We start from the raw sequence: 20254 nt of genomic DNA on the forward strand, positions 1-20254 counted from the left end.
TTTAGCGCCCCGATGACAGCTGTTCCATCGGCCAGCGCAGCGCCAAGTGTTCGATTAAATAGTCCATGAACGCTTTGACCTTCGGCGTCATTGCCGCGCGCTCCTGCACGCAGGCGTAAATCTCCATGGGTTCGACAACGGCGTGTTGTGCGCCGTGACGGGTTTCGAACAGTGGCAGCAGTTGACCGCTGGCGATGTAAGGCGCTGCTACAAACTCCGCCAGACGCGTGATGCCGGCGCCGCTGATTGCCATCTGCGCCAGTGCGTCGATGTCGTCGCTGATCGCTGTGGCGTTGATATTGGCCTCGTAACGCTGGCCGTCGCGCAGAAAACTCCAGCGCAGAAATCGCCCATCAAGAGGATAACGAAACGCCAGGCATGCATGGTTTTGCAGGTCGTGCGGTGATTGCGGCACGCCTGCGCGTTCGAGATAGGCGGGGGCGGCGCACAGGATGAAGGGCAGCGACACGATCTTGCGCGCGACAATGCCTTCTTCCAGTTGCGGTTTGATCCGCAGGCTCAGATCAATGCCATCCTGAATGTGGCTGATCTTGCCGTCGGTGGTCGACAGCTCAAGCAGCAGGCGCGGATGCTGTGCGGCGAAACCGGCGATCAGCGGTGCGAGCACATGCCGGCCGAATGCAGAGGTCGAGGCAATGCTCAGTCGCCCCAGCAGTTCGGTTTCTTCATTGCTGATTGAGCTTTGCGCCGACTCCAGATCCGCCGCGATGCGCTTGACCTTTTCGTAGTACACCGCGCCGTTTTCAGTCAGCGCCATGCTCCGCGTCGTGCGTTGCAGCAAGCGCACGCCGAGATGCGCCTCCAGACGATTGATCGTCTGGCTCACCGCCGCTGCACTGACGCCCAGGGTTTTGGCTGCACCGACAATGGAGCCCGATTCGACCACTTTGATAAAACTGGCAATCGCCGCTAACAGATTCATCCATGGCCTGCCGGGAAGAGGATTCGTAAGTAATGCTTTATAAAGTACCTGTGATTGGCCGTCTAGTTGGAGGCAAAGGGCTTTGCTAAGGTGCCCGCTCCCTGTCAATGGATGCAAAAGCCATATGAATCAAAGAACAAGCTCCGATGCCCTGTATGTCAGTCGCCGCAAGCTGTCAGCGCGTGCCACACCCTATGTGTTTGCGTTGTACATGGCGACGATCATGGCGTTTCTGATGTCTCTGGTGATCACCGCCGCCAATTCCGGCATTGATAACGACTACCTGAGTAATGCGCTCCACGCTTACAAGCTGGCGATGCCGGTGGCATTCCTGTGCATCCTCTTCGTTCGGCCCATCGTGATCAAACTGGTGGCGTGGACGGTGCATCCGCATCGGTGAGGTTCATTCGTCCCGGTTCGGCGCGTCCCGACAGATGTCGGCGCGTTTCCCAGGCTGATAGGCACCGACCACCAGAAAGTCGAAACTTCGCTACCAACCCGACTGTCCAGACCCTTACAACTTCCGGCGGATGCGCTGCCGGAAAGCTCCATGCACCGGTGAAAGGCGAGGCACACGATGACGATGACAGTAGGAGATTTTCTGGTTGAGCGGCTCAGCCAATGGGGCGTCACGCGGATCTTTGGTTATCCGGGTGACGGCATCAATGGCGTATTTGGCGCGCTCGACCGAGCCAACGGAAAGATCGAATTCATACAGGCACGCCATGAAGAAATGGCCGCGTTCATGGCTTCGGCGCATGCCAAGTTCACCGGTGAGCTGGGGGTTTGTATCGCCACTTCGGGTCCCGGCGCTTCGCACCTGATCACCGGCCTCTACGATGCGCGGATGGATCACATGCCGGTGCTGGCAATTGTCGGTCAGCAGGCGCGCACTGCACTGGGCAGTCATTACCAGCAGGAACTGGATCTGGTCTCGATGTTCAAGGACGTCGCTGGCGCGTTTGTGCAGCAGGCATCGGCGCCCTCGCAGGTCCGCCATCTGCTTGACCGCGCGGTGCGCACGGCGATTGGCGAACGCCGCGTCACCGCGATCATCCTGCCCAATGATTTGCAGGATCTGGCCTATGAGGCACCGGCCCGTGCGCATGGCACCGCGCATTCCGGTGTCGGCTACAGCAAGCCGAAAATCATGCCTTACGAGGCAGATTTGCAGCGTGCGGCAGACGTGCTGAATGCCGGGGGAAAGGTCGCGATCCTGGTCGGCGCCGGTGCGCTGGAAGCAACTGACGAAGTCATCGCCGTGGCCGAAAAACTCGGCGCCGGTGTCGCCAAAGCACTGCTCGGCAAAGCCGTGCTGCCCGACGATTTGCCGTGGGTCACAGGTAGCATTGGCCTGCTCGGCACCGAACCCAGCTACAAGTTGATGGCCGAGTGCGACACCTTGCTGATGATCGGCTCGGGTTTCCCGTATTCAGAATTCCTCCCTAAGGAAGGCCAGGCGCGCGGCGTGCAGATCGATTTGCAGCCCGACATGCTCAGCCTGCGCTATCCGATGGAGGTCAATCTGCAGGGCGATGCAGCAGAAACACTGGCCGCGTTGCTGCCGCTGCTCGAACAGAAAAGCTCGGGCAAATGGCGCAAGAAAGTCGAAGGGTGGCGCGGCACTTGGGAGAAAACCCTGGAAAAGCGTGCCATGGTCAAAGCCAAACCGATTAATCCGCAACGGGTGGTGTACGAGTTGTCGCCGCGCCTGCCGGATCAGGCAATCATCACCAGCGACTCGGGTTCATGTGCCAACTGGTACGCCCGCGATTTGAAGATTCGTCGGGGCATGAAGTGCTCTCTGTCTGGCGGCCTGGCCTCAATGGGCGCCGCCGTGCCTTACGCCATCGCGGCCAAATTCGCTTATCCCGAGCGCTCGGTCATCGCGCTGGTGGGCGACGGTGCGATGCAGATGAACAACATGGCCGAACTGATCACCGTCGCCAAATACTGGCGCCAATGGGCGAGCCCGAAATGGATCTGCGCCGTCTTCAACAACGAAGACCTCAATCAGGTCACCTGGGAACAGCGGGTGATGGAGGGCGATCCGAAATTCGAGGCGTCGCAGAGCATCCCCGATGTGCCTTATCACTTGTTCGCCATTTCCATCGGCCTGAAAGGTATTTTCGTCGACCGCGAAGAAGACGTGGCGGCGGCCTGGGAACAGGCACTGGCCTCGGACGTGCCGGTACTGATCGAGTTCAAGACCGACCCGAACGTGCCGCCATTGCCACCGCATATCAAGCTTGAACAGGCGAAGAAATTCGCCACGACGCTGCTCAAGGGCGATCCGGATGAGGCGGGGATCATCGTGCAAGCCGCCAAACAAGTACTGAGCTCGGTATTGCCCGGCAAAAAATAACCGAGCGGGGGGCTGTTGGTTTTCATCAGCTATGCAGGGTGAAGTCTGGGGCGCGAGCATTGGCCTTCATTCCCGGCGCAAGGCACGCACCTGCAGCGCTTCGCCGTGCGATTGAATAGCATGGAAATCAACAGCTCGTTCTATCGTCCGCCGGCCATCAACAAGTCGCTGGCCGGCATCGCCACTGCCTTGTTCTCTGAGTCAGACAGACAGGTGCTCATACAAAATCGTCGAACCGACGATCATTAACACCACGCCACCGACGATCTCCGCACGCTTGCCAACCACCGCACCCAGCACACGGCCGAGCATTACGCCGAGGGTCACCATGGTCATTGTCGCCAAGCCGATAGCGCCGGCGGCCACCCAGATATTCACGTCGACAAACGCCAGGCCCACGCCAACGGCAAGCGCATCGATGCTGGTAGCGAACGCGGTGACGGCCAGAATCAGGAACGAGTGCTGGCCGGATTTCTCTTCTTCCTCATCGTCGTGTTTCAGGCCGTTATAGATCATGTGTAGGCCCAGAATCACCAGCAGAGTAAAGGCGATCCAGTGGTCCCATTCGGCAACCCAACGGGTCGCGGCCTGACCGATCAGCCAACCGATAACGGGAGTGATGGCTTCGATGACACCGAAGATCAGACCGGTGCGCAGGGCTTCGGTCAGACGCGGCTTGTGCAGGCTGGAGCCTTTGCCGATGGCGGCGGCGAACGCATCCGTGGACATGGCGAGGGCGAGAAATATGAGGGAAACGGGATTCACGGCAACACTTCCAGTCGGGCTATGAGTCAACGACACAATCACACGCCCGACTTTAGGCATGAATGTGTCGTCGGTCTCACCAACCAAAAGGTGTTCGTACCACGGCAGGTTGCCGAGAATGTTGATACGAACGCTTCCGAAAGTCTCGGAAACAGGCTACTCCCCAACGAGGCTGCGGATGTTAGTCGGGCGAATATGAAAATTTTGTCAAAGCCCCCGATTAATTCGAAGGCGACGATTAACTTGTGGTGAGGTGGGTTCGCTAAATCCCCTCACCACAGAGTCACCGCCAGACTTAACTATCCGGCATAAATTTCAGTGAGCCTCATTGATCCGCAACTGCGCACACAATCCACCCTGCGGCAGGTTGTACAGCTGCAACGTGCTGCCGATCTTGCTGACGATCATTTGCACAATGGCCAGCCCCAACCCGGCACCGTTGGCGTGGCCGTGACTGTAAAAGCGTTCGAACAACCGTGCGTAATCCTGTTCGTTGATACCGGGGCCGGCGTCTTCGACGCTGATGTACACCGCCCCGGAAGTTTGCGGCAGCACCTGAACCCGCACCTCGCTGCCGGGTGGGGCGAAGTTCAATGCATTGGTCACCAGGTTTTGCAGAGCGATAGCCAGGGCGACGGGATCGGTATCTGCCGGGCAGTGGTGGTCGCTGTCGAGGATCAGCTCTACGTCTCTTTCCAGTGCCAGCGGCGCCAGTTCCGCCAGTTCTTCGCGTACCAGCGCAGTCAGTTCCACTGCGCTTTTTTCCGGATTGGCCAGACGCGGCTCGATGCGCGCCATGGTCAGCAACTGACTGGCGATGCGCGTGGCGCGGTCGACACCGCTGAGCAGAAACTCCAGCGCCTCTTCGCGTTGTTGCGGCGTGCCGGCCAATTGCGCGTTTTGCGCGTGGATGCGCAAAATCGCCAGCGGCGTGCGCAGCTCATGTGCCGCGTCGGCGATGAAACGTCGCTCGCGACCCAGCAGATTGTCAATCTGCTGCAACAGCCGGTTGAGCGCGGTTTGCATCGGTTCGAGGTCGTGGGGCAGGGGGCTGAGGTTGAGCGGTTTCAGCGTTTCGGTATTGCGCCCACGAATGCTTTGGGCCATGGCCCGCAGCGGTTGCAGGCCCCAGCCGATGGTCAGCCAGATCAGCAGGGCCAACAGCGGCACACCGATCACACTCGGCCACAACGTATGACCGACGATACGCTCGATCAGGTCCTGACGAATGTCGTCACGTTCACCAACCCAGATCAATAGCCCCTGCTGCGTATCCTTGAGCAGGAAGGCGCACCAGTCGCGGCCGTTGTCTATCAAGTCGTGCGAGCCCAGGGTCGTTGGTGGCGCCTTGAGTTCCGGTGCTTCGGCGGAACGCATCAGCAATTGGCCGTCGCTGCGCCAGACCTGAAACGTCAGTCGGGTTTCATAGGGGTGTGCGGCTTCGCCATCGCCAACCCGGCTCATGGCCTGATCGAAAGCATGATGGAGCCGATCCCAGTCATTGTCGCCCGGTGCGCGCTGGGCCAGCACGCCTTGCAACAAGCGCGCACTCTGCGCCAGTTGTGCGTCGTAGACCTCTTCGATTTCATGGTGACTGTCGCGCAGCACCAGCCAGCTGATCAGCACATCGCCCATCAGTACCAGAATCAGCACCGGCACCAGAATCCGCGCGCGTATGGAAATCATGGGTTGAGCTCCACGACATAACCGACGCCGCGCACGGTGCGGATCAACTCCGTGGAGAGCTTTTTACGCAGGTTGTGGATCAGCACCTCAAGGGTGTTGCTCTCGACCCGCTCCTGCCAACCGTAAAGAGCCCGGGACAAGCGCTCGCGAGTGACGACTTTGCCGGGGCGGACCAACAGCTGATGGAGCAACTGGTATTCCATCGGTGTCACCACGACGTCGTTACCGTGCCAGGTCACCTGTTGGCTGACCGGATCGAGGCACACGCCCGCATGCTCCAGCACCGGTTGCGCACGCCCCTGGCTGCGGCGCAGCAAGGCACGGATGCGTGCCTTCAACTCGTCGACATCGAACGGCTTGATCAGGTAGTCATCGGCGCCGGCATCCAGCCCGGCAATGCGCTCGGCGGTGCCGTCGCGGGCGGTGAGGATCAAGACCGGCAAGTCCTGCTGCCCGCCGCGCAGTTGTTGCAGCAGCGCCAGACCGTCGAGCCGTGGCAGGCCGAGGTCGAGCAACAGCAGATCGAAGCTTTCACTGCGCAATGCATGCAAGGCGCTGATGCCATCCTGCAACCAGTCGAGGGTGTAGCCTTCGTTGCTCAACGCAACGCGAATGCCTTGCCCGAGGGCGCGATCATCTTCGACCAGAAGTAGGCGCATGGACGGTTCTCTGTAGGAAATAGGGCGTTTGATCGGCGGCATCATGCCGCTGTACGGCCAGCCGTGGCAGTCCGGCCGACGGGAAAGATGTAACGACTCGTTGCCAACTAAGCTTTCACTAAGGTTGCTTTTGCACAGTGAGGCCTTCCTCATCGAGCGAGAGTGTTTCCATGCGTAAACTTCTGCTGTTGTCCCTGATTGTCGCCAGCCCGATGGCGCTTGCCGGCCCGCAATGCACCACCGCTGAGCGTTCGCAATGGCAAGACGAGAAGGCGTTTCAGGAGAAACTGAAAGGCCAGGGCTACGAGATCAGCAAGTTCAAAGTCACTGATGGCAATTGCTATGAGATCTACGGCTTTGACAAAGACAAGCGCAAGGTCGAGATCTACCACGATCCGGTCAGCGGCAAAGCGATCAAGACCGAGATCAAGGGCTGATGCCGAGCGAGTCCCTGCGCCTGTGGGATCCCGTGGTACGGCTGTTTCATCTGTCCATCGCGGGTGTCTTCGTCGCCAACTACTTCTTCAATGAGGCCGGCGATGACTGGCATGTCTGGCTCGGCTACTACGCCGTAGCCTGGCTGCTGGTGCGAATGGTGTGGGGATTCATTGGGCCACGCAGTGCGCGTTGGGCGGACTTCTGGCCGACGCCGTCGCGACTTGCCAGCCACGCGCGTTCATTGCTGGCCGGGCGACCCGAACATCGCCTTGGGCATTCGCCGCTGGGTGCGCTGGTGATGATTCTGATGCTGCTGGCGCTGTTGACTGTCGGCCTCAGCGGTTGGGCCATGGAAGAGATTGATGCCTTGTGGGGCGCCGATTGGCCACTTCGGGTTCATGAAACCGCAGCCGATGGCCTGCTGGTGTTGGTTTGCATCCACATCGCCGCCGCCGTGTTTGAAAGCTTTCAGGTTCGCGACAACTTGCCGTTGTCGATGCTCACCGGACGGCGTCGCCGATTGCCGGACGATTCGACGCGCTGACAAGGATTTTTTGCCGATTGCCACCCATCCTGCCTTTGCCGCGAGTTGACTATGCGTGCGTTATCTCTACGCCTGAAATTTATACTTGCCAGTCTGGCCGTGTGCCTTGTTTTTCTGGCTGCTTGGCGCAGCCATCCAACCCATGTTCTGGCGCCGTTCGCGGTCGCAACAGCCCCGGTCGACGCCGCGCTGCCAGCCCCCGAACCGAAGTACAGCAGCCGTTTCGTTTCCTCTGAACTGAAAGACTTTGTGCATTCCTCCTCGGTCACGGCGTTGCCCGGCGGGGATCTGATGGCTGTGTGGTTTGCCGGCTCGCGCGAAGGCGCCGCTGATGTGCAGATCCGCACCGCGCGCTATGACGCCGACAGCGCGGAGTGGGGCGCCGAACACGTGCTGGCCACCCGTGAATCGACCCGCGACGGCACGCGTCGATATATCCGCAAACTCGGCAACCCGGTGATTGCCCTGGCGCCGGATCAACGTCTGTGGATGTTCTACGTTTCAGTGTCCGTGGGCGGCTGGGCCACCAGCGCGATCAACGTGATGGTCTCCAATGACATGGGGCGTAACTGGACGGCGCCACGGCAGTTGATCACCTCGCCATTCTTCAACATCAGCACGCTGGTGCGCGCCGCGCCGGTGTTCCATGCCGACGGCTCAATCGGTTTGCCGGTGTATCACGAATTCATGGGCAAATTTGCCGAATACCTGTACCTGAGCGCAGACGGCGCGGTCATCGATAAATTCCGCATCAGCCGCGGCAAAAACTCGCTGCAACCCACCATCGTGCCCCTGGACGCCCGCCGCGCCGTGGCGATGCTGCGTTATGCCGGTGACACCCATCATCGTGTACTCGCCAGCCGCACCGAAGACGCCGGGCAAACATGGAGCGAGCCGTATCCGCTGGAACCGGCCAACCCCAACTCTTCGCTGGCCGCCGTGGGCACCGCTGACGATGGTCTGCTGGTGGCATTGAACGATCTGCGCGATGGTCGGTTCAAGCTGAGCCTGTACGGCACTGATGCCAGTTTCAAAGACTGGCGCAGCGTCATCGAACTTGACCAGTCACCGGATCCGCTCGGTCAGCCGTTCTCGCCCGAAGCTTATAAGGCGATCATTGGCGAAGGTTTTCGCGCCTCCAGCGGCGCGCGCCGGCTGCCATTGGAACAACGTTTCCTGAGCAATCTGGATTACCGCGTGTGCAAGCCGCAAGGCTGTGATTTCGAATACGAATACCCCTATTTCAGCCGTGGCACCGACGGCCTCTATCACCTGGTGTATTCGTGGAATAACACCTTCATCAAACATGTCAGTTTCAATGAAGCCTGGCTGGAGGAGCGCCTGTGATGCTTTTTCCATGGCAAGCCCATTTGAGTTTTATCCTGCTGGGTTTTGTCCTGTTGGGGTCATTGCGCGGCACCCGGCGCTGGCGCCCGTGGCTGTTGCCGCTATTGGCGCTGGTCAGTTTCATCCCGGTCAATCACCTGCCGCTGGCCGCGTATGTACGCAGTTTTACCGATGATCTGGCGATCACCACGCTGGTGTTGTTGGGCTGGGCGAGCCTGTTGCGCCTGGGCGTCGTCCAGCCGGTGAAACCTGTGGTGCGCATGCAAATGTTGCTGGTGTTTGGCCTGCTGGCCGCGGTGTTGTACCCGGCGACAATGGGCCTGACTTATGTCGACCCTTACCGCTGGGGTTTCAATCCGCAGCCGATGATCGTCTGCATCGGCCTGCTGACGCTGGCGTTGGTATGGCTGCGCAATGGCTTGGCGGTGTGGATGCTCGCGCTTGGCACGCTGGCCTTTGCGCTGAGGCTCAAGGCTTCGGAAAACTACTGGGATTACCTGATCGATCCGCTGCTGGTTGGCTACTGCCTGGTGGCCGGCGCGATGCTTTGCCTCAAATCGATCTGGCTGCGTTTACGCCGCACGTCAGCTGTCGCGGCATCTTCTATCTAAACGAATGACTCAGGGGTTAACGATGGGCTGCTTGCAATCGCGACGCCTGCGCTACGGCGTGGGTGCGGCAGGTTTGACATTTTTGCTGTTCGCTCTGCTCAGGCTGGTGTTTGTGCTGGGTTTTTCCGGCATTGCGCTCAGCGAGTTTGTCGATAATCCGCAGCTGCGCGAGACCCTCGGCATCGGCCTGCGTTTTGATCTGCGGCTGGCCGTGTTGCTGATGTTGCCACTGGCCGTGCTCGCCTGGCTGCCACGCTGGAACCTGATACGAGTGCCGTTGTTGCGTGCTGTTGCTCGAGGTTATTGGCTGCTGGCGCTGGGCATTGTTGGCCTGGTGTACATCATCGATTTTGGCCATTACGCCTACCTCGGGGTGCGGATCAACGCCACGATCTTGCGTTATCTGGAGGATGCGCAGATCTCGCAGCAGATGGTTCGGGAAACCTATCCGGTGCTGTGGATTGCCCTAGGCTGGCTGACGGTGCTGGGCCTGTGGTTCTGCGGATTCTTGCGTCTTGAAAAGCTGACATTGACGCGTGAGCCTCGGGCCATCGGACGCACCTCGCTCGCCATCGGCACCGGGGCCGGATTGATCGTCGTGCTGCTGGCACTGCTCGGACGAGTGGAAAATCTCAACCTGGAAAACCCGGTGCCGTTGCGCTGGAGCGATGCATTTTTCTCCGGTAACGCGCAGACGGCGGCGTTAGGGCTCAATCCGGTGTTGTTTCTGTACGACACGCTCAAGGCAGGGCAGGCGCAGTTTGACGAGGCTCAGGTACGCGAGCATTACCCGGCGGTTGCGCGCTATCTGGGCGTGGATCGTCCGGACGCACAAAGGCTGACCTTTGATCGCCAGCAGGGCGTGCAGCCGTACCGGGTCGCAGGTACGCCGAACGTGATGTTCGTCATGCTCGAGTCCCTTGGCACCAGCGCAGTCGGGGCTTACGGCAACCCGCTCAACCCGACGCCTAATCTCGATCAACTGGCGACCCAGAGCTGGTTCTTCAAGCACTTCTACGTCCCGGTCACCGGCACCGCGAAAACCGTATGGGCGAGCATCACCGGGGTTCCCGACGTCACCCGTCAGGAAACGGCAACCCGCCATCCGCTGATCACCCGCCAACACACGCTGATCAATGCCTTCACCGATTACCGCAAGCTCTACATGATTGGTGGCAACGCGGGGTGGGCCAACATCAATGCGCTGATCCAGCAAAGCATCGAGGGCGTGCGTCTGTATCAGGAAAGCGACTGGCGCGCGCCGCTGGTGGATGTGTGGGGCATTTCCGATCTGGATCTGTTCAAGGAAAGCGACCGGATACTTCGCGATCTGCCTAGGGATCAGCCGTTCTTCGCTTACGTGCAAACTTCGGGCAACCACCGGCCGTTCACCATTCCCAAGAACAACGACGGTTTTCAGGTCAGTAACCTGTCGCTGGAACAGGTGCAGGCCGCCGGGTCACGTAGCGTCGAGCAATACAACGCCGTGCGGCTGCTGGACTTCAACATCGGCAAATTGATGGAGCTGGCCAAGGCCGGCGGCTACTACGACAACACGATTTTTGTGTTCTTTGGTGACCACAACACCCGCATCAGCCAGATCCCGCACATGCCGCCGGCCTTCGAGCAGCTGGGGCTGGAGAGCAATCATGTGCCGATGCTCATTCACGCCCCGGGGGTGCTCAAACCCAAGGTGATCGACCAGGCCGTGGGGTTGGCGGACCTGCTGCCCACCGTTGCGGGCATGGCCGGCATCCCGTTCACCAATGGCGCGATGGGGCGCGATATTCAGCAACCGCCACCAGAAGGTGAGCGTGTGGTGCCGCTGGTATTGCGCGAGGGCACATTCCCGCTGATCGGTGGCGTGACCCGCCATCATCTGCTGCAAATGCAGCACGACGGGAGCAATCCGACCCTGCACGACCTGCGCTCGCTAACCCCACTGGAAAACGTCGCCGAGCAAAATCCGCAGGAATATCAGCGGTTGGTGGAACTGACCCGAGGCTTGCACGAAAGCGCCAGGATTATGCTCTACCGCAACGTGCGTTGAGGCTGGAAACTGGCGGGAGCAAAGTGTTGAGTCCAGAGCCGGGATTATCTGCTCCCTTTCCCCCTCGCGCCCTTGGGGGCGGTCCGACGTTTCGGGAGGGTCGGGGTGAGGGGGTAAATCCCGCTGACACTACACAAACTCAATTGCCATCCGCGACCTTGCGCTCAATCTCATCGACCTTGCGCTGCAACGTCTCGGCGTCCTGCTCTTTGACGCGGGTGGAAGAAGGCGTGATGACCTCGTCCACAGCCTTGGTGTCATCGTCCCTGTCCGCAAGATCGCGCTCGACCACATTGACCGGTTTACCGGACGTATCGGTAGGCGGGGCGTTCGGGGTTTTGCTGTCGTTGCTGTTCATATCGTTGACCTCCGTGGGTGTAACCATTGGAGGAGGGACTGCGGCGAGCGTTCGATTTTTTTCAGAGGCTGTGAATGAACGGTACTTCAGGCAAGCGGCCTGTTTCTCATGCCTCGCAGCGGATCATCCAGCAGACGAAACTGCTCAAGCATGAAATCGAGCAGTAACCGCGTTGACGGCAGCATCCCTTGCCGTGTCGCAAATACCGCATGAATCATTTCTGTTCGGGGTTTCCAGTCCGGCAAAACCACGGCCAGTTCGCCGCGCTCGATGTAGTCGTGTACCAGTGACATGGGCATTTGTGCGACGCCGATGCTGTCGATAGCCGCGCAACGCAACATCGGCAGGCCCTTGGTAATGAGCTGCGGTCGATGTTGCAGGGTGAATTCGCGGCCATCTTCATTGAATAGCGTCCAGCTGTAATCGCGTTGTGGGCTGCCGTGATGAACGCTGGGATAGCGCGCTAGATCTTCCGGTCCATCGGGTGTGCCCAAACGGTTCAAAAGTGCTGGACTGGCAACCAGGCATTGTGGCCGTTGCGACATGACGCGGCTGACCAGATTGGAGTCCTGAAGCGGCATGGGGCGAACCCTCAACGCCAGGTCGACGCCCTCGGCAACCACATCGACCTGGCGATCACTGGCTTCCAGATGCACTTCCATGCGCGGGTGCATGGCCATGAATCGCGTGATGATTGCGCCAACGCATTCCTCCAGCAGCGCAGTCGGGCAGGTAACACGCAGCACGCCGCCCGGCTCGGTGTGGGTCATGGCGATCGCCGCTTCTGCGGCTTCGGCCTCCTTGAGCATGGCGCGGCAATGGTCGTAATAGCTTTGCCCCAGTTCCGTCACCGAGAAGTTTCGGGTGTTACGGATGATCAGGCGCACACCCAGCCGTTCTTCGAGCTGCGCGATGCGCCGGCTCAGGTTGGATTTGGGAATACCCAGCGCACGTGCGGTCGGCGCGAAACCGCCGTGGTCCACCACCATAACGAAGTACTGAAGGTCATTGAGATCCAGCACAGTCGAATTCCATTCAGTCAGAAGGCGCCAACTATACAAGGCTGATCGTCCCTTGTATGGGAATCAGCAACCCGTTTTTTGCGACTACCGCGCCCGCCAACCGGGGCTTTAGATTGCGGCTGTTGAATGACCGCCCCGGCATCCGCCTGAACCGTCAGCCCTGCGCACTGGCTGCGCAGTTTTTGCTGTTTCTCTGGATCTATAACGTGAACAAACTCTGTGAGATGCATTCTTTCGTGACGGTGGTCGACACCGGCAGTATTTCCGAAGCCGCGCGGCGCATGGGGGTTGCCAAATCGATGGTCAGTCAACGTCTCCAGCAACTGGAAAAGCGGTTGGGCAGTATTTTGCTGGAGCGCGGCCGGCATGCGCGCCTGACCGAATCGGGCGAGGTGTTCTATCGGTACTGTGTGCGTATCCTGGCGGAGGTCGACGACGCCGAAGGCGCCGTTCAGACGCTGCAGTCGAGCCTGCACGGGAGCCTGCGAATCGCCGCGCCGATGGCGTTCAGTATTCGTTATCTGACGCCGATTCTGTCGTCGTTCGCGGTGCGTTATCCGCAGTTGCAACTGGACGTCGATTTTGACGACCGCCATGTCAATCTGCACGAAGAGCGCTACGACGCGGCCATCCGGATCGGTGAACTGCCAGACTCCTCGCTGGTGGCGAAAACCATCACGCCCAATCGCCACATCATTTGCGCCAGTCCTGACTATCTGGCGGCGCATGGCACGCCGCAAACCCCTCAGGAACTGTCGCGACACTTTGCGATGCTTTACGTGAACCGCGAACCGCACGGCATGTGGACGTTGCCCGTGAACAATGCGCTGGAATCGTTTCGTGTCCGTTGTCGACTGCGTACCAACAATGCTCACCAACTCATGGAAGCGGCCAAGGCAGGCATGGGCCTGGCGATTCTGCCAACGTTTCTGGCCGCGCAATCGATTGTTTCCGGCGAGTTGCAGGAGGTGCTGGCGCCTTATGCTCCGCGCGGTGGCAATATCTCGGCGGTGTACCGGCAATCACTGCGCGCTTCGCCCAAGCTGCAAGCCTTGGTGAGCTTTCTGACTGAGCAGATCGGCAGTCCGCCAGAGTGGGAGCAGATGCTTGCCACGCACGCGCGACAAGCGGGCTGAGTCGTTCGTAATTCACGAAACGCCGATTCGCTTTTTGCCTGCTTATGGGCCTTCTTGCCGTTCCTTAAGCTTTCCCTGAAAGGCGCCATCTCGAGCGCCTGACAAGGAAGACATGCATGAACAACACCCTTGATAAAGTCGACGTGGTGATAGTCGGCGGCGGTTCGGCTGGCGCGGTACTGGCGCGCCGACTCAGTGAGAACAACCAGCGTCAAGTGTTGCTGCTGGAGGCAGGCAAAAGCTTTTTACCCAACGAGTATCCGGACTTCGTGGCCAGCAGCGACATTGTCGGAGCCAACGCTGATCCAGCGTTCGAATGGGGTTACAAAACCCGCCCCGGCTACATCGACCATCCCATCGGTGCCTTGCGCGGCAAGGTATTGGGGGGCAGTTCGGCGATCAATGGCGCCGTAGCGATCCGCGCCCGTGCCAGTGATTTCCAGCGCTGGGATCTGCCAGGGTGGAGTTATGAAGACGTGCTGCCCGCTTTCAAGAAACTGGAGAGCCATAGCCGTGGTGCAAGCGACTTGCACGGCCATGATGGGCCACTGCCGGTCAAGCAACTGAGCAATCTGGACGTCACACCGATGCAGCGGGCGTTTATTCAGGCCACGTTTGCTTACGGTTACAAGATCATTGATGACTTTGACGGCGCTGATGCCAACGGCGTCGGCCCCTATCCGATGAATATCGTCGACGGCGTGCGCATCAACACCGGCATGGCCTATCTCACTGAACAGGTGCGAGCGCGCAGCAACCTGCAGATCCAGGCGAGCCGTCTGGTCGACAAAGTGCTGTTCGATGGCCAGCGTGCCATAGGCGTACAAATGAGTGATGGCACGCAACTGTTGGCCGGTGAGGTGATCCTGTGCGCAGGCAGTTATGGCAGTGCGGCGATTCTGCTGCGCTCCGGCATTGGCCCGGCCGCTGATCTGGACGCTTTGCAGATTCCGCTGGTTGCGGATCTGCCGGTGGGTCGCCGTTTGGTGGATCACCCGTTCTACTACAACGCCTATGCCGCCCGTGCGGATGTGATCGGTCGGCAATCACCGGCCATCGGGGCCAAGCTGTGGACACACAGCCGCAGCGCCGACAAAGGTGAGCTTGATCTGCATATCACCGCCACGCACCTGTTTCCTCACGAGCAGAGTCCGACTGGTGTCGGCTTCGTGCTCGCGGTCGCACTCACCCGGCCACAATCGCGCGGCAGCGTCACGCTGGCGAGTCGTGATCCGCTGGTGGCGCCCAATATTGACCTGAACTTTCTCGCCGAACCTGAGGATCGCCTGCGTCTGCTGGAGGGTATTCGCCTGGCGCGCAAAATCGGCGCCACAGCGCCGTTGAACGCGTTTATCCACTCCGAGCTCAATCCGGGGGCGGGCAATGAGTCGGATGAAGCGCTGTTGGCGAGCGTGCGGGCGAGCCTGGACACTTATCACCACCCGACCTCAACCGCGCCCATGGGCAAGCCGGGTGATACCGGCGCAGTGGTCGATTTGCAGGCTCGTGTCATTGGCCTGCAAGGGATTCGCGTGGTCGACGCATCAATCTTCCCGGATGTGCCATCGGTCGCCACCAACATCACTGTGATTGCCGTTGCGGAAAAAATCGCCGCGCTCTACGCCTGACTTGAGGTTTTTAATGACTATGAACAACACACCGGTTTTGAACTGGATCGATGGCCTGTGGCTCGATTCGGGTGTTTACAAAGACTCCATCGACCCTGCGACGTCTGAGCGAATCGGGCGATACGCCGAGGGCGGGGCCCATGAAGCGCAGCAGGGCATTGAAGCGGCGTTACGCTCGTTCGCCCAAACACCGTGGAAAGATGATCGCACCCTGCGCGCCACGGTGCTGTTGGAGTTGGCGGAAGCTTTCGAGCGTAATGCCGAAGAACTGATCGACACGTTGGCGCTGGAAAACGGCAAGATCCGCCCTGAAGCCGAATTTGAAGTGCGGATGGTGCCGTCCAAATTGCGCTATTACGCGGCAATGACGCGTGCCGAGTATGGCCGAGCGGCAGAGCCGAAACCCGGCAGGATTTCCATGGTGCTGCGTCAGGCCGTGGGTGTGGCGGGCATCATCGTGCCGTGGAATTCACCGGTGGTATTGATGATTCGATCGTTGGCGCCGGCGCTGGCCGCCGGTTGCACCACGGTCGTCAAAATGCCGGGGCAGACCGCTCAGACCAACGCGCTACTGGCACGGATCATGAGCGAGGCGCGGTCTTTGCCTCGCGGGGTCATCAATCTGTACAGCGAACTGGGGGCGGCGGGTTCCATCCATCTGGTCGAGTCCCCCAAGGTGCCGGTGATCAGCTTTACCGGCAGCACCGGCACTGGCCGGGCGATCTCGGCGGCGGGGGCGCAACACCTCAAGCGCTTCGGTCTGGAGCTGGGCGGGAAGACCCCGATGCTGGTATTCAACGATGCCGATCTTGAGGTGGCGGTGCCGGTGTTGCTCAAGGCCCTGACGGTGTTCGCCGGGCAGTTCTGCATGACCGGTTCACGGCTATTGGTCCAGCGCGATATTGCGCCCGCGCTGATCGAACGTCTGGCTGCACGCCTTGAGGCCGTGCGCGTGGGGCCGGCGGCGGATCCGACCAGTGAAATGGGACCGTTGATCGACAAAGCCAATGTGCAACGCGTCAACCAAGTGGTCGAAGAGGCGATGGCTGCCGGTGCGCAAGTCATCGTGCGCGGCGGGCCGGTCACTGAAGGGCCGCTGGCCAAAGGCGCGTTTTATCGGCCGACGCTGTTGCGCGTCAGTGATCAGCACATGGCAATTGTCCAGCGCGAAACCTTCGGCCCGGTGCTGACATTGCAGGTGTTCGACACTGAGGCCGAGGCGATTGAACTGGCCAACAACAGCGAGTTCGGCCTGGCCGCCAGCGTCTGGACCCGTGATGTCGATCGCGCCCTGCGAGTCGCACGCGAGCTGGAGGCCGGCACTGTCTGGGTCAACGACTGGGCCATGGTATTCGACGAGTTCGAGGAGGGCGGTTTCAAGCAATCGGGGCAGGGGCGGCTCAATGGGGTGGCGGCCATGGACGATTTCATTGAGTACAAACACATCGCGCTCAATCCCGGTCTGCGCCAGGTATGACCGCGATGCGATTGCAGCGCTTAATGATCGGGGCGGTGCTGGCCGGGACGCTGACAACGTCCCCGCTCCTGTTCGCCACTGAAACAAGGAAAAACGCTATGCCCCAGGAGCGGTTGTACGATGCGTTGCTCGATGCGCTCACTGCAACATTTGGCCGTCACCCCGGATTCAGGGCAACCCATGCCAAGGGTCTGCTGGTGAACGGCACATTCACGGCTACGCGCATCGCCGGTTCGATCAGCCGGGCAGCCCACTTGCAAGGGCAAACGGTGCCGGTGGTGCTGCGGTTCTCCAACTTCAGTGGCGTACCGGCTACCGCTGACGGCGATCCAATGGCCAGTCCTAAGGGGGTGGCAGTGCGTTTTGCTCTGCCGAACGGCGAGTTCACCGATATCGTGGCGCACTCGTTCGACGGCTTTCCGGTGGCCACGCCAGAAGACTTTTTGGGTTTTCTGCAAGGCATTGCCGCCAATGTCGCGACACCGCCGGATCCTCAGCCACTGCAAACCTTTCTGGCGAACCATCCACGGGCTCAGCATTTCCTGGAAGCGCCTAAACCCGCACCCCGTAGCTATGCGGGGCTCGAATACTTCGGTGTTAACTCGCTGGTGTTCACCAATCGCAAGGGCGATCAGCTGATTGGCCGTTACCGCATCGAACCACTGCTCATGCAGCCATCACTGAGTGACGCCCAAGCGGCGGCGATGCACGCTGATTACTTGCAGGAGGAAATCAGCGCGCGACTGAGCAAGGGCTCGTTGAAGATGCGCTTGGTGCTGCAATTGGCAGCGCCGGGAGACGCTGTCGAAGATGGCTCGATTGCGTGGTCGCGTCAGAACGAGGAGCTTGAACTGGGGGTTTTCAGCCTTGATGCACTGGAACCGGCCGAGACTCAGCAACTCGCCCAGCAACGTCTGGCGTTCAGCCCGGGACGCTTGCTCGACGGCATCAGTCTCAGCGCCGACCCGATGACGCTGGCGCGTGATCGTCTTTATCAGCGGGCGGTACTCAGGCGGCAGCGACCATGAGTAGCAATACGGGCGCTCGCTGGAAGCAATGGGTGTTGTCATGGCTGGTCGTCTTGCCGCTCACGGTGAGCATGCCATGGGGGTTGGCGACGCTGCTGGAGCTGGCCGACCTGGAGTGGCCGGGATGGTTGTTCAAAGTGGTGGTGGCCGGGTTGATCTCTTTCAACATGGTGTACTGGATGTTGCCGTTGAGTGCGCGACTGCTGTCACGCTGGATGCTGCGTTAGGGGCTGCGCTCCGCCCTCCGTTCAAGAGGGCGGAGCCCTGGACTCAGTCTTTGAGAATGTCGCGATCCTTGGTTTCCGGCAGGAAGAACGTGCCGAGTATCGCGGTCATCACCGCAATCACGATCGGATACCACAGCCCGTAGTAGATATCACCCGTGGCCGCGACCATCGCGAAAGCCACGGTCGGCAGGAACCCGCCGAACCAGCCGTTACCAATGTGATAGGGCAGCGACATCGAGGTGTAGCGGATGCGGGTCGGGAACAGCTCGACCAGCCACGCCGCAATCGGGCCATACACCATGGTCACGTAGATCACCAGAATGGTCAGCAGCAGCAACATCATCGGGTAATTGGTTTTCGCCGGATCGGCTTTCTCCGGGTAGCCCGCTTCCTTCAGTGCGCTGCTCAGATTGGCGGTAAACGAATCGTTGCGCGCCTTGAAGTCAGCGGCGGGCAGGGCGCTGCCCTCGAAGCTCTCGACGACTTTGTCACCGATGCGCACCTGCGCGACGGTGCCGGGCTCGGCCTCGACGTTCTCGTAAGGAATCGCGCGTTTCGCCAGCAGGGTCTTGGCCAGGTCGCAGGAACTGGTGAATCTGGCCTTGCCCACCGGGTCGAACTGGAACGAGCACTGATCGGAATTGGCGATCACCTTGACCGGGTTTTTCTCCTGGGCAATGAACACGTCGGGGTTACCGTACTGGGTCAACGCATGGAAGATCGGGAAGTAAGTCAGCGCTGCCAGAATGCAGCCGACCATGATGATTGGCTTGCGGCCGATGCGGTCGGACAGGCTACCGAAGATCACGAAGAACGGCGTGCCGATCAACAGTGATCCGGCGATCAATAGGTTGGCGGTCTGAGGGTCGATCTTCAGCGTCTGCAACAGGAAAAACAGCGCGTAGAACTGCCCGGTGTACCAAACCACCGCTTGACCGGCCGTACCGCCGAGCAGCGACATGATCACCACTTTGAGGTTGTCCCAGCGCGCGAAGGATTCAGTCAGCGGCGCCTTGGACGCCTTGCCTTCAGCCTTCATCTTCTGGAACACCGGCGACTCGCTCAGTTGCAGGCGGATGTACACCGAAACGATCAGCAGCAGGATCGACAGCAGGAACGGTATCCGCCAGCCCCAGGCTTCGAACGCTTCGGTGCCCAGCGCGGTGCGGCAGGCGAGGATCACCAGCAGCGACATGAACAGGCCCAGGGTCGCGGTGGTTTGAATCCATGAAGTGAAAAAGCCGCGTCTGCCCGGTGGTGCATGTTCGGCCACGTAAGTCGCCGCGCCGCCGTACTCACCGCCCAGCGCCAGGCCTTGCAGCAGGCGCAGGGTGATCAGGATGACTGGCGCGGCGACGCCGATGGTTGCGTATCCGGGCAGTAGACCAACGATAGCCGTGGACACACCCATGATCACAATGGTGATCAGGAACGTGTGTTTGCGCCCGATCATGTCGCCGAGCCGGCCAAACACGATGGCGCCGAACGGCCGCACGGCAAACCCGGCAGCGAACGCCAGCAAAGCGAAGATGAACGCGGTGGTCTCGTTGACGCCTGCAAAAAAGTGCTTGGCGATGATCGCCGCCAGTGAGCCGTAAAGGTAAAAGTCGTACCACTCGAACACCGTGCCCAGGGACGAAGCGAAGATGACCTTTCGCTCCTCCTTGGTGATGCCGCCGCTGCGAGGTGGATTGCCTGTGGGTGTCGTGTCGATTGTGGTCATGGGTGTACTCCGTCGTACGTGTTTTTTGTAGGCCGGAGTTCCCCATTACCGCTTTATCGCACTCTGGCCTTGTGGCGTATGCCGCAATTGCTGTCGCGTGAAACTTGCACAGTCTGACCGCCTCGCGGGTGTGCGAGGTTTCTTGAAGCATAATCAGCTTCTGACAGATATCCACTCGCCAGCATCGGTCACTCCAGTGTTGTCAATTAAAGATCGGTCGGCGCTGGCCGATAGCTGCCGATCAGCA

At 60.1% G+C, this 20254-nt stretch carries 19 protein-coding genes, 1 pseudogene and 1 riboswitch; of the genes and pseudogenes, 13 read left to right on the forward strand and 7 right to left on the reverse strand.

Going from position 1 to position 20254, the window contains the following annotated elements; all coding sequences use genetic code 11:
- Position 1: 1 nt before the first annotated feature.
- The gene (locus AB4P97_RS07740) at positions 2 to 943 is read right to left on the reverse strand and encodes a LysR family transcriptional regulator (RefSeq protein WP_047302134.1); all 942 of its coding nucleotides are present in this window, start codon (positions 941 to 943) and stop codon (positions 2 to 4) included.
- 124 nt (positions 944 to 1067) lie between these two features.
- On the opposite strand from AB4P97_RS07740, the gene AB4P97_RS07745 reads away from it, so the two are divergent.
- The 3 genes and pseudogenes from AB4P97_RS07745 to AB4P97_RS07755 form a co-directional block, all read left to right on the forward strand.
- Positions 1068 to 1343 (forward strand): DUF2798 domain-containing protein, encoded by a 276-nt coding sequence (locus AB4P97_RS07745; protein WP_047302133.1) that lies wholly within the window; start codon positions 1068 to 1070, stop codon positions 1341 to 1343.
- A 177-nt stretch (positions 1344 to 1520) separates the two neighbouring features.
- Positions 1521 to 3308, forward strand: a complete 1788-nt coding sequence (locus AB4P97_RS07750) for a thiamine pyrophosphate-requiring protein (RefSeq protein WP_395602352.1) — start codon at positions 1521 to 1523, stop codon at positions 3306 to 3308.
- 45 nt (positions 3309 to 3353) lie between these two features.
- Positions 3354 to 3458: pseudogene (locus AB4P97_RS07755) on the forward strand (DUF72 domain-containing protein); the annotation flags it as partial.
- 51 nt (positions 3459 to 3509) lie between these two features.
- On the opposite strand, the gene mntP reads toward AB4P97_RS07755, so the two are convergent.
- The 3 genes from mntP to AB4P97_RS07770 form a co-directional block, all read right to left on the reverse strand.
- Positions 3510 to 4073: a manganese efflux pump MntP gene (mntP, locus tag AB4P97_RS07760; RefSeq protein WP_042558895.1), complete on the reverse strand. Its 564-nt coding sequence runs from the start codon at positions 4071 to 4073 to the stop codon at positions 3510 to 3512.
- 6 nt (positions 4074 to 4079) lie between these two features.
- A riboswitch (yybP-ykoY riboswitch) is annotated at positions 4080 to 4250 on the reverse strand.
- A 138-nt stretch (positions 4251 to 4388) separates the two neighbouring features.
- A complete protein-coding gene (locus AB4P97_RS07765; protein WP_042558896.1) occupies positions 4389 to 5759 on the reverse strand; it encodes an ATP-binding protein in 1371 nt (456 codons plus the stop codon).
- Entirely contained in the window at positions 5756 to 6418 is a 663-nt protein-coding gene (locus AB4P97_RS07770; RefSeq protein ID WP_115147975.1) for a response regulator, read from the reverse strand. The genes AB4P97_RS07765 and AB4P97_RS07770 overlap by 4 nt, the downstream gene beginning before the upstream one ends.
- A 170-nt stretch (positions 6419 to 6588) precedes the next feature.
- On the opposite strand from AB4P97_RS07770, the gene AB4P97_RS07775 reads away from it, so the two are divergent.
- The 5 genes from AB4P97_RS07775 to AB4P97_RS07795 are packed head-to-tail and all read left to right on the forward strand — an operon-like array spanning position 6589 to position 11408.
- On the forward strand, positions 6589 to 6855 hold the full coding sequence (locus tag AB4P97_RS07775) for a PepSY domain-containing protein (RefSeq protein WP_042558898.1): 267 nt from the start codon (positions 6589 to 6591) through the stop codon (positions 6853 to 6855).
- Positions 6855 to 7400, forward strand: coding sequence for a cytochrome b/b6 domain-containing protein (locus AB4P97_RS07780; RefSeq protein ID WP_395602353.1), 546 nt, complete (start codon positions 6855 to 6857; stop codon positions 7398 to 7400). The genes AB4P97_RS07775 and AB4P97_RS07780 overlap by 1 nt, the downstream gene beginning before the upstream one ends.
- A gap of 51 nt (positions 7401 to 7451) precedes the next feature.
- A complete protein-coding gene (locus AB4P97_RS07785) occupies positions 7452 to 8747 on the forward strand; it encodes an exo-alpha-sialidase (protein ID WP_042558900.1) in 1296 nt (431 codons plus the stop codon).
- Positions 8747 to 9358, forward strand: coding sequence for a hypothetical protein (locus tag AB4P97_RS07790; protein WP_395602354.1), 612 nt, complete (start codon positions 8747 to 8749; stop codon positions 9356 to 9358). Before AB4P97_RS07785 ends, AB4P97_RS07790 begins: the two co-directional genes overlap by 1 nt.
- 22 nt (positions 9359 to 9380) lie before the next feature.
- Positions 9381 to 11408: an LTA synthase family protein gene (locus AB4P97_RS07795; RefSeq protein WP_395602355.1), complete on the forward strand. Its 2028-nt coding sequence runs from the start codon at positions 9381 to 9383 to the stop codon at positions 11406 to 11408.
- Between the two features lie 139 nt (positions 11409 to 11547).
- On the opposite strand, the gene AB4P97_RS07800 is transcribed toward AB4P97_RS07795, so the two are convergent.
- Together AB4P97_RS07800 and AB4P97_RS07805 are read right to left on the reverse strand one after the other, a co-directional pair.
- On the reverse strand, positions 11548 to 11766 hold the full coding sequence (locus AB4P97_RS07800; protein WP_042558903.1) for a hypothetical protein: 219 nt from the start codon (positions 11764 to 11766) through the stop codon (positions 11548 to 11550).
- 86 nt (positions 11767 to 11852) lie between these two features.
- A complete protein-coding gene (locus AB4P97_RS07805) occupies positions 11853 to 12788 on the reverse strand; it encodes a LysR substrate-binding domain-containing protein (RefSeq protein ID WP_047302118.1) in 936 nt (311 codons plus the stop codon).
- A gap of 206 nt (positions 12789 to 12994) precedes the next feature.
- Between AB4P97_RS07805 and AB4P97_RS07810 the strand changes: the two genes are divergently transcribed.
- The 5 genes from AB4P97_RS07810 to AB4P97_RS07830 all read left to right on the forward strand — a co-directional run bounded on the left by AB4P97_RS07810 (position 12995) and on the right by AB4P97_RS07830 (position 18284).
- Positions 12995 to 13924, forward strand: coding sequence for a LysR substrate-binding domain-containing protein (locus AB4P97_RS07810; RefSeq protein WP_395602916.1), 930 nt, complete (start codon positions 12995 to 12997; stop codon positions 13922 to 13924).
- Between the two features lie 116 nt (positions 13925 to 14040).
- Positions 14041 to 15552 carry a GMC family oxidoreductase gene (locus AB4P97_RS07815; RefSeq protein WP_395602356.1) on the forward strand — a complete coding sequence of 504 codons (1512 nt, stop codon included), beginning with the start codon at positions 14041 to 14043 and terminating at the stop codon, positions 15550 to 15552.
- A 19-nt stretch (positions 15553 to 15571) separates the two neighbouring features.
- Complete coding sequence (locus tag AB4P97_RS07820; protein WP_395602917.1) at positions 15572 to 17029, forward strand: aldehyde dehydrogenase family protein; 1458 nt, start codon at positions 15572 to 15574, stop codon at positions 17027 to 17029.
- Positions 17030 to 17127: 98 nt separating this feature from the next.
- Positions 17128 to 18057: a catalase family peroxidase gene (locus tag AB4P97_RS07825; RefSeq protein ID WP_395602357.1), complete on the forward strand. Its 930-nt coding sequence runs from the start codon at positions 17128 to 17130 to the stop codon at positions 18055 to 18057.
- A complete protein-coding gene (locus AB4P97_RS07830; RefSeq protein WP_047302112.1) occupies positions 18054 to 18284 on the forward strand; it encodes a hypothetical protein in 231 nt (76 codons plus the stop codon). Before AB4P97_RS07825 ends, AB4P97_RS07830 begins: the two co-directional genes overlap by 4 nt.
- 43 nt (positions 18285 to 18327) lie before the next feature.
- Here the strand turns inward: AB4P97_RS07830 and AB4P97_RS07835 are convergent, their stop codons facing one another.
- The gene (locus AB4P97_RS07835) at positions 18328 to 20007 is read right to left on the reverse strand and encodes an MFS transporter (RefSeq protein ID WP_047302110.1); all 1680 of its coding nucleotides are present in this window, start codon (positions 20005 to 20007) and stop codon (positions 18328 to 18330) included.
- Positions 20008 to 20254 lie beyond the last annotated feature (247 nt).

Origin of the sequence: Pseudomonas sp. A1230, assembly GCF_044218825.1 — a bacterium.
GTDB lineage: Bacteria > Pseudomonadota > Gammaproteobacteria > Pseudomonadales > Pseudomonadaceae > Aquipseudomonas > Aquipseudomonas iridis.

What these genes read in the sequence shown, in the direction of transcription:
- AB4P97_RS07780 (WP_395602353.1), top strand. Translation starts at nt 6,855, where the DNA reads ATGCCGAGCGAGTCCCTGCGCCTGTGGGATCCCGTGGTACGGCTGTTT.
- AB4P97_RS07785 (WP_042558900.1), top strand. Translation starts at nt 7,452, where the DNA reads ATGCGTGCGTTATCTCTACGCCTGAAATTTATACTTGCCAGTCTGGCC.
- AB4P97_RS07740 (WP_047302134.1), bottom strand. Translation starts at nt 943, where the DNA reads ATGAATCTGTTAGCGGCGATTGCCAGTTTTATCAAAGTGGTCGAATCG.
- AB4P97_RS07825 (WP_395602357.1), top strand. Translation starts at nt 17,128, where the DNA reads ATGCCCCAGGAGCGGTTGTACGATGCGTTGCTCGATGCGCTCACTGCA.
- AB4P97_RS07745 (WP_047302133.1), top strand. Translation starts at nt 1,068, where the DNA reads ATGAATCAAAGAACAAGCTCCGATGCCCTGTATGTCAGTCGCCGCAAG.
- AB4P97_RS07775 (WP_042558898.1), top strand. Translation starts at nt 6,589, where the DNA reads ATGCGTAAACTTCTGCTGTTGTCCCTGATTGTCGCCAGCCCGATGGCG.
- AB4P97_RS07790 (WP_395602354.1), top strand. Translation starts at nt 8,747, where the DNA reads ATGCTTTTTCCATGGCAAGCCCATTTGAGTTTTATCCTGCTGGGTTTT.
- AB4P97_RS07830 (WP_047302112.1), top strand. Translation starts at nt 18,054, where the DNA reads ATGAGTAGCAATACGGGCGCTCGCTGGAAGCAATGGGTGTTGTCATGG.
- AB4P97_RS07765 (WP_042558896.1), bottom strand. Translation starts at nt 5,759, where the DNA reads ATGATTTCCATACGCGCGCGGATTCTGGTGCCGGTGCTGATTCTGGTA.
- AB4P97_RS07795 (WP_395602355.1), top strand. Translation starts at nt 9,381, where the DNA reads ATGGGCTGCTTGCAATCGCGACGCCTGCGCTACGGCGTGGGTGCGGCA.
- AB4P97_RS07800 (WP_042558903.1), bottom strand. Translation starts at nt 11,766, where the DNA reads ATGAACAGCAACGACAGCAAAACCCCGAACGCCCCGCCTACCGATACG.
- AB4P97_RS07835 (WP_047302110.1), bottom strand. Translation starts at nt 20,007, where the DNA reads ATGACCACAATCGACACGACACCCACAGGCAATCCACCTCGCAGCGGC.
- AB4P97_RS07770 (WP_115147975.1), bottom strand. Translation starts at nt 6,418, where the DNA reads ATGCGCCTACTTCTGGTCGAAGATGATCGCGCCCTCGGGCAAGGCATT.
- AB4P97_RS07815 (WP_395602356.1), top strand. Translation starts at nt 14,041, where the DNA reads ATGAACAACACCCTTGATAAAGTCGACGTGGTGATAGTCGGCGGCGGT.
- AB4P97_RS07820 (WP_395602917.1), top strand. Translation starts at nt 15,572, where the DNA reads ATGAACAACACACCGGTTTTGAACTGGATCGATGGCCTGTGGCTCGAT.
- AB4P97_RS07750 (WP_395602352.1), top strand. Translation starts at nt 1,521, where the DNA reads ATGACGATGACAGTAGGAGATTTTCTGGTTGAGCGGCTCAGCCAATGG.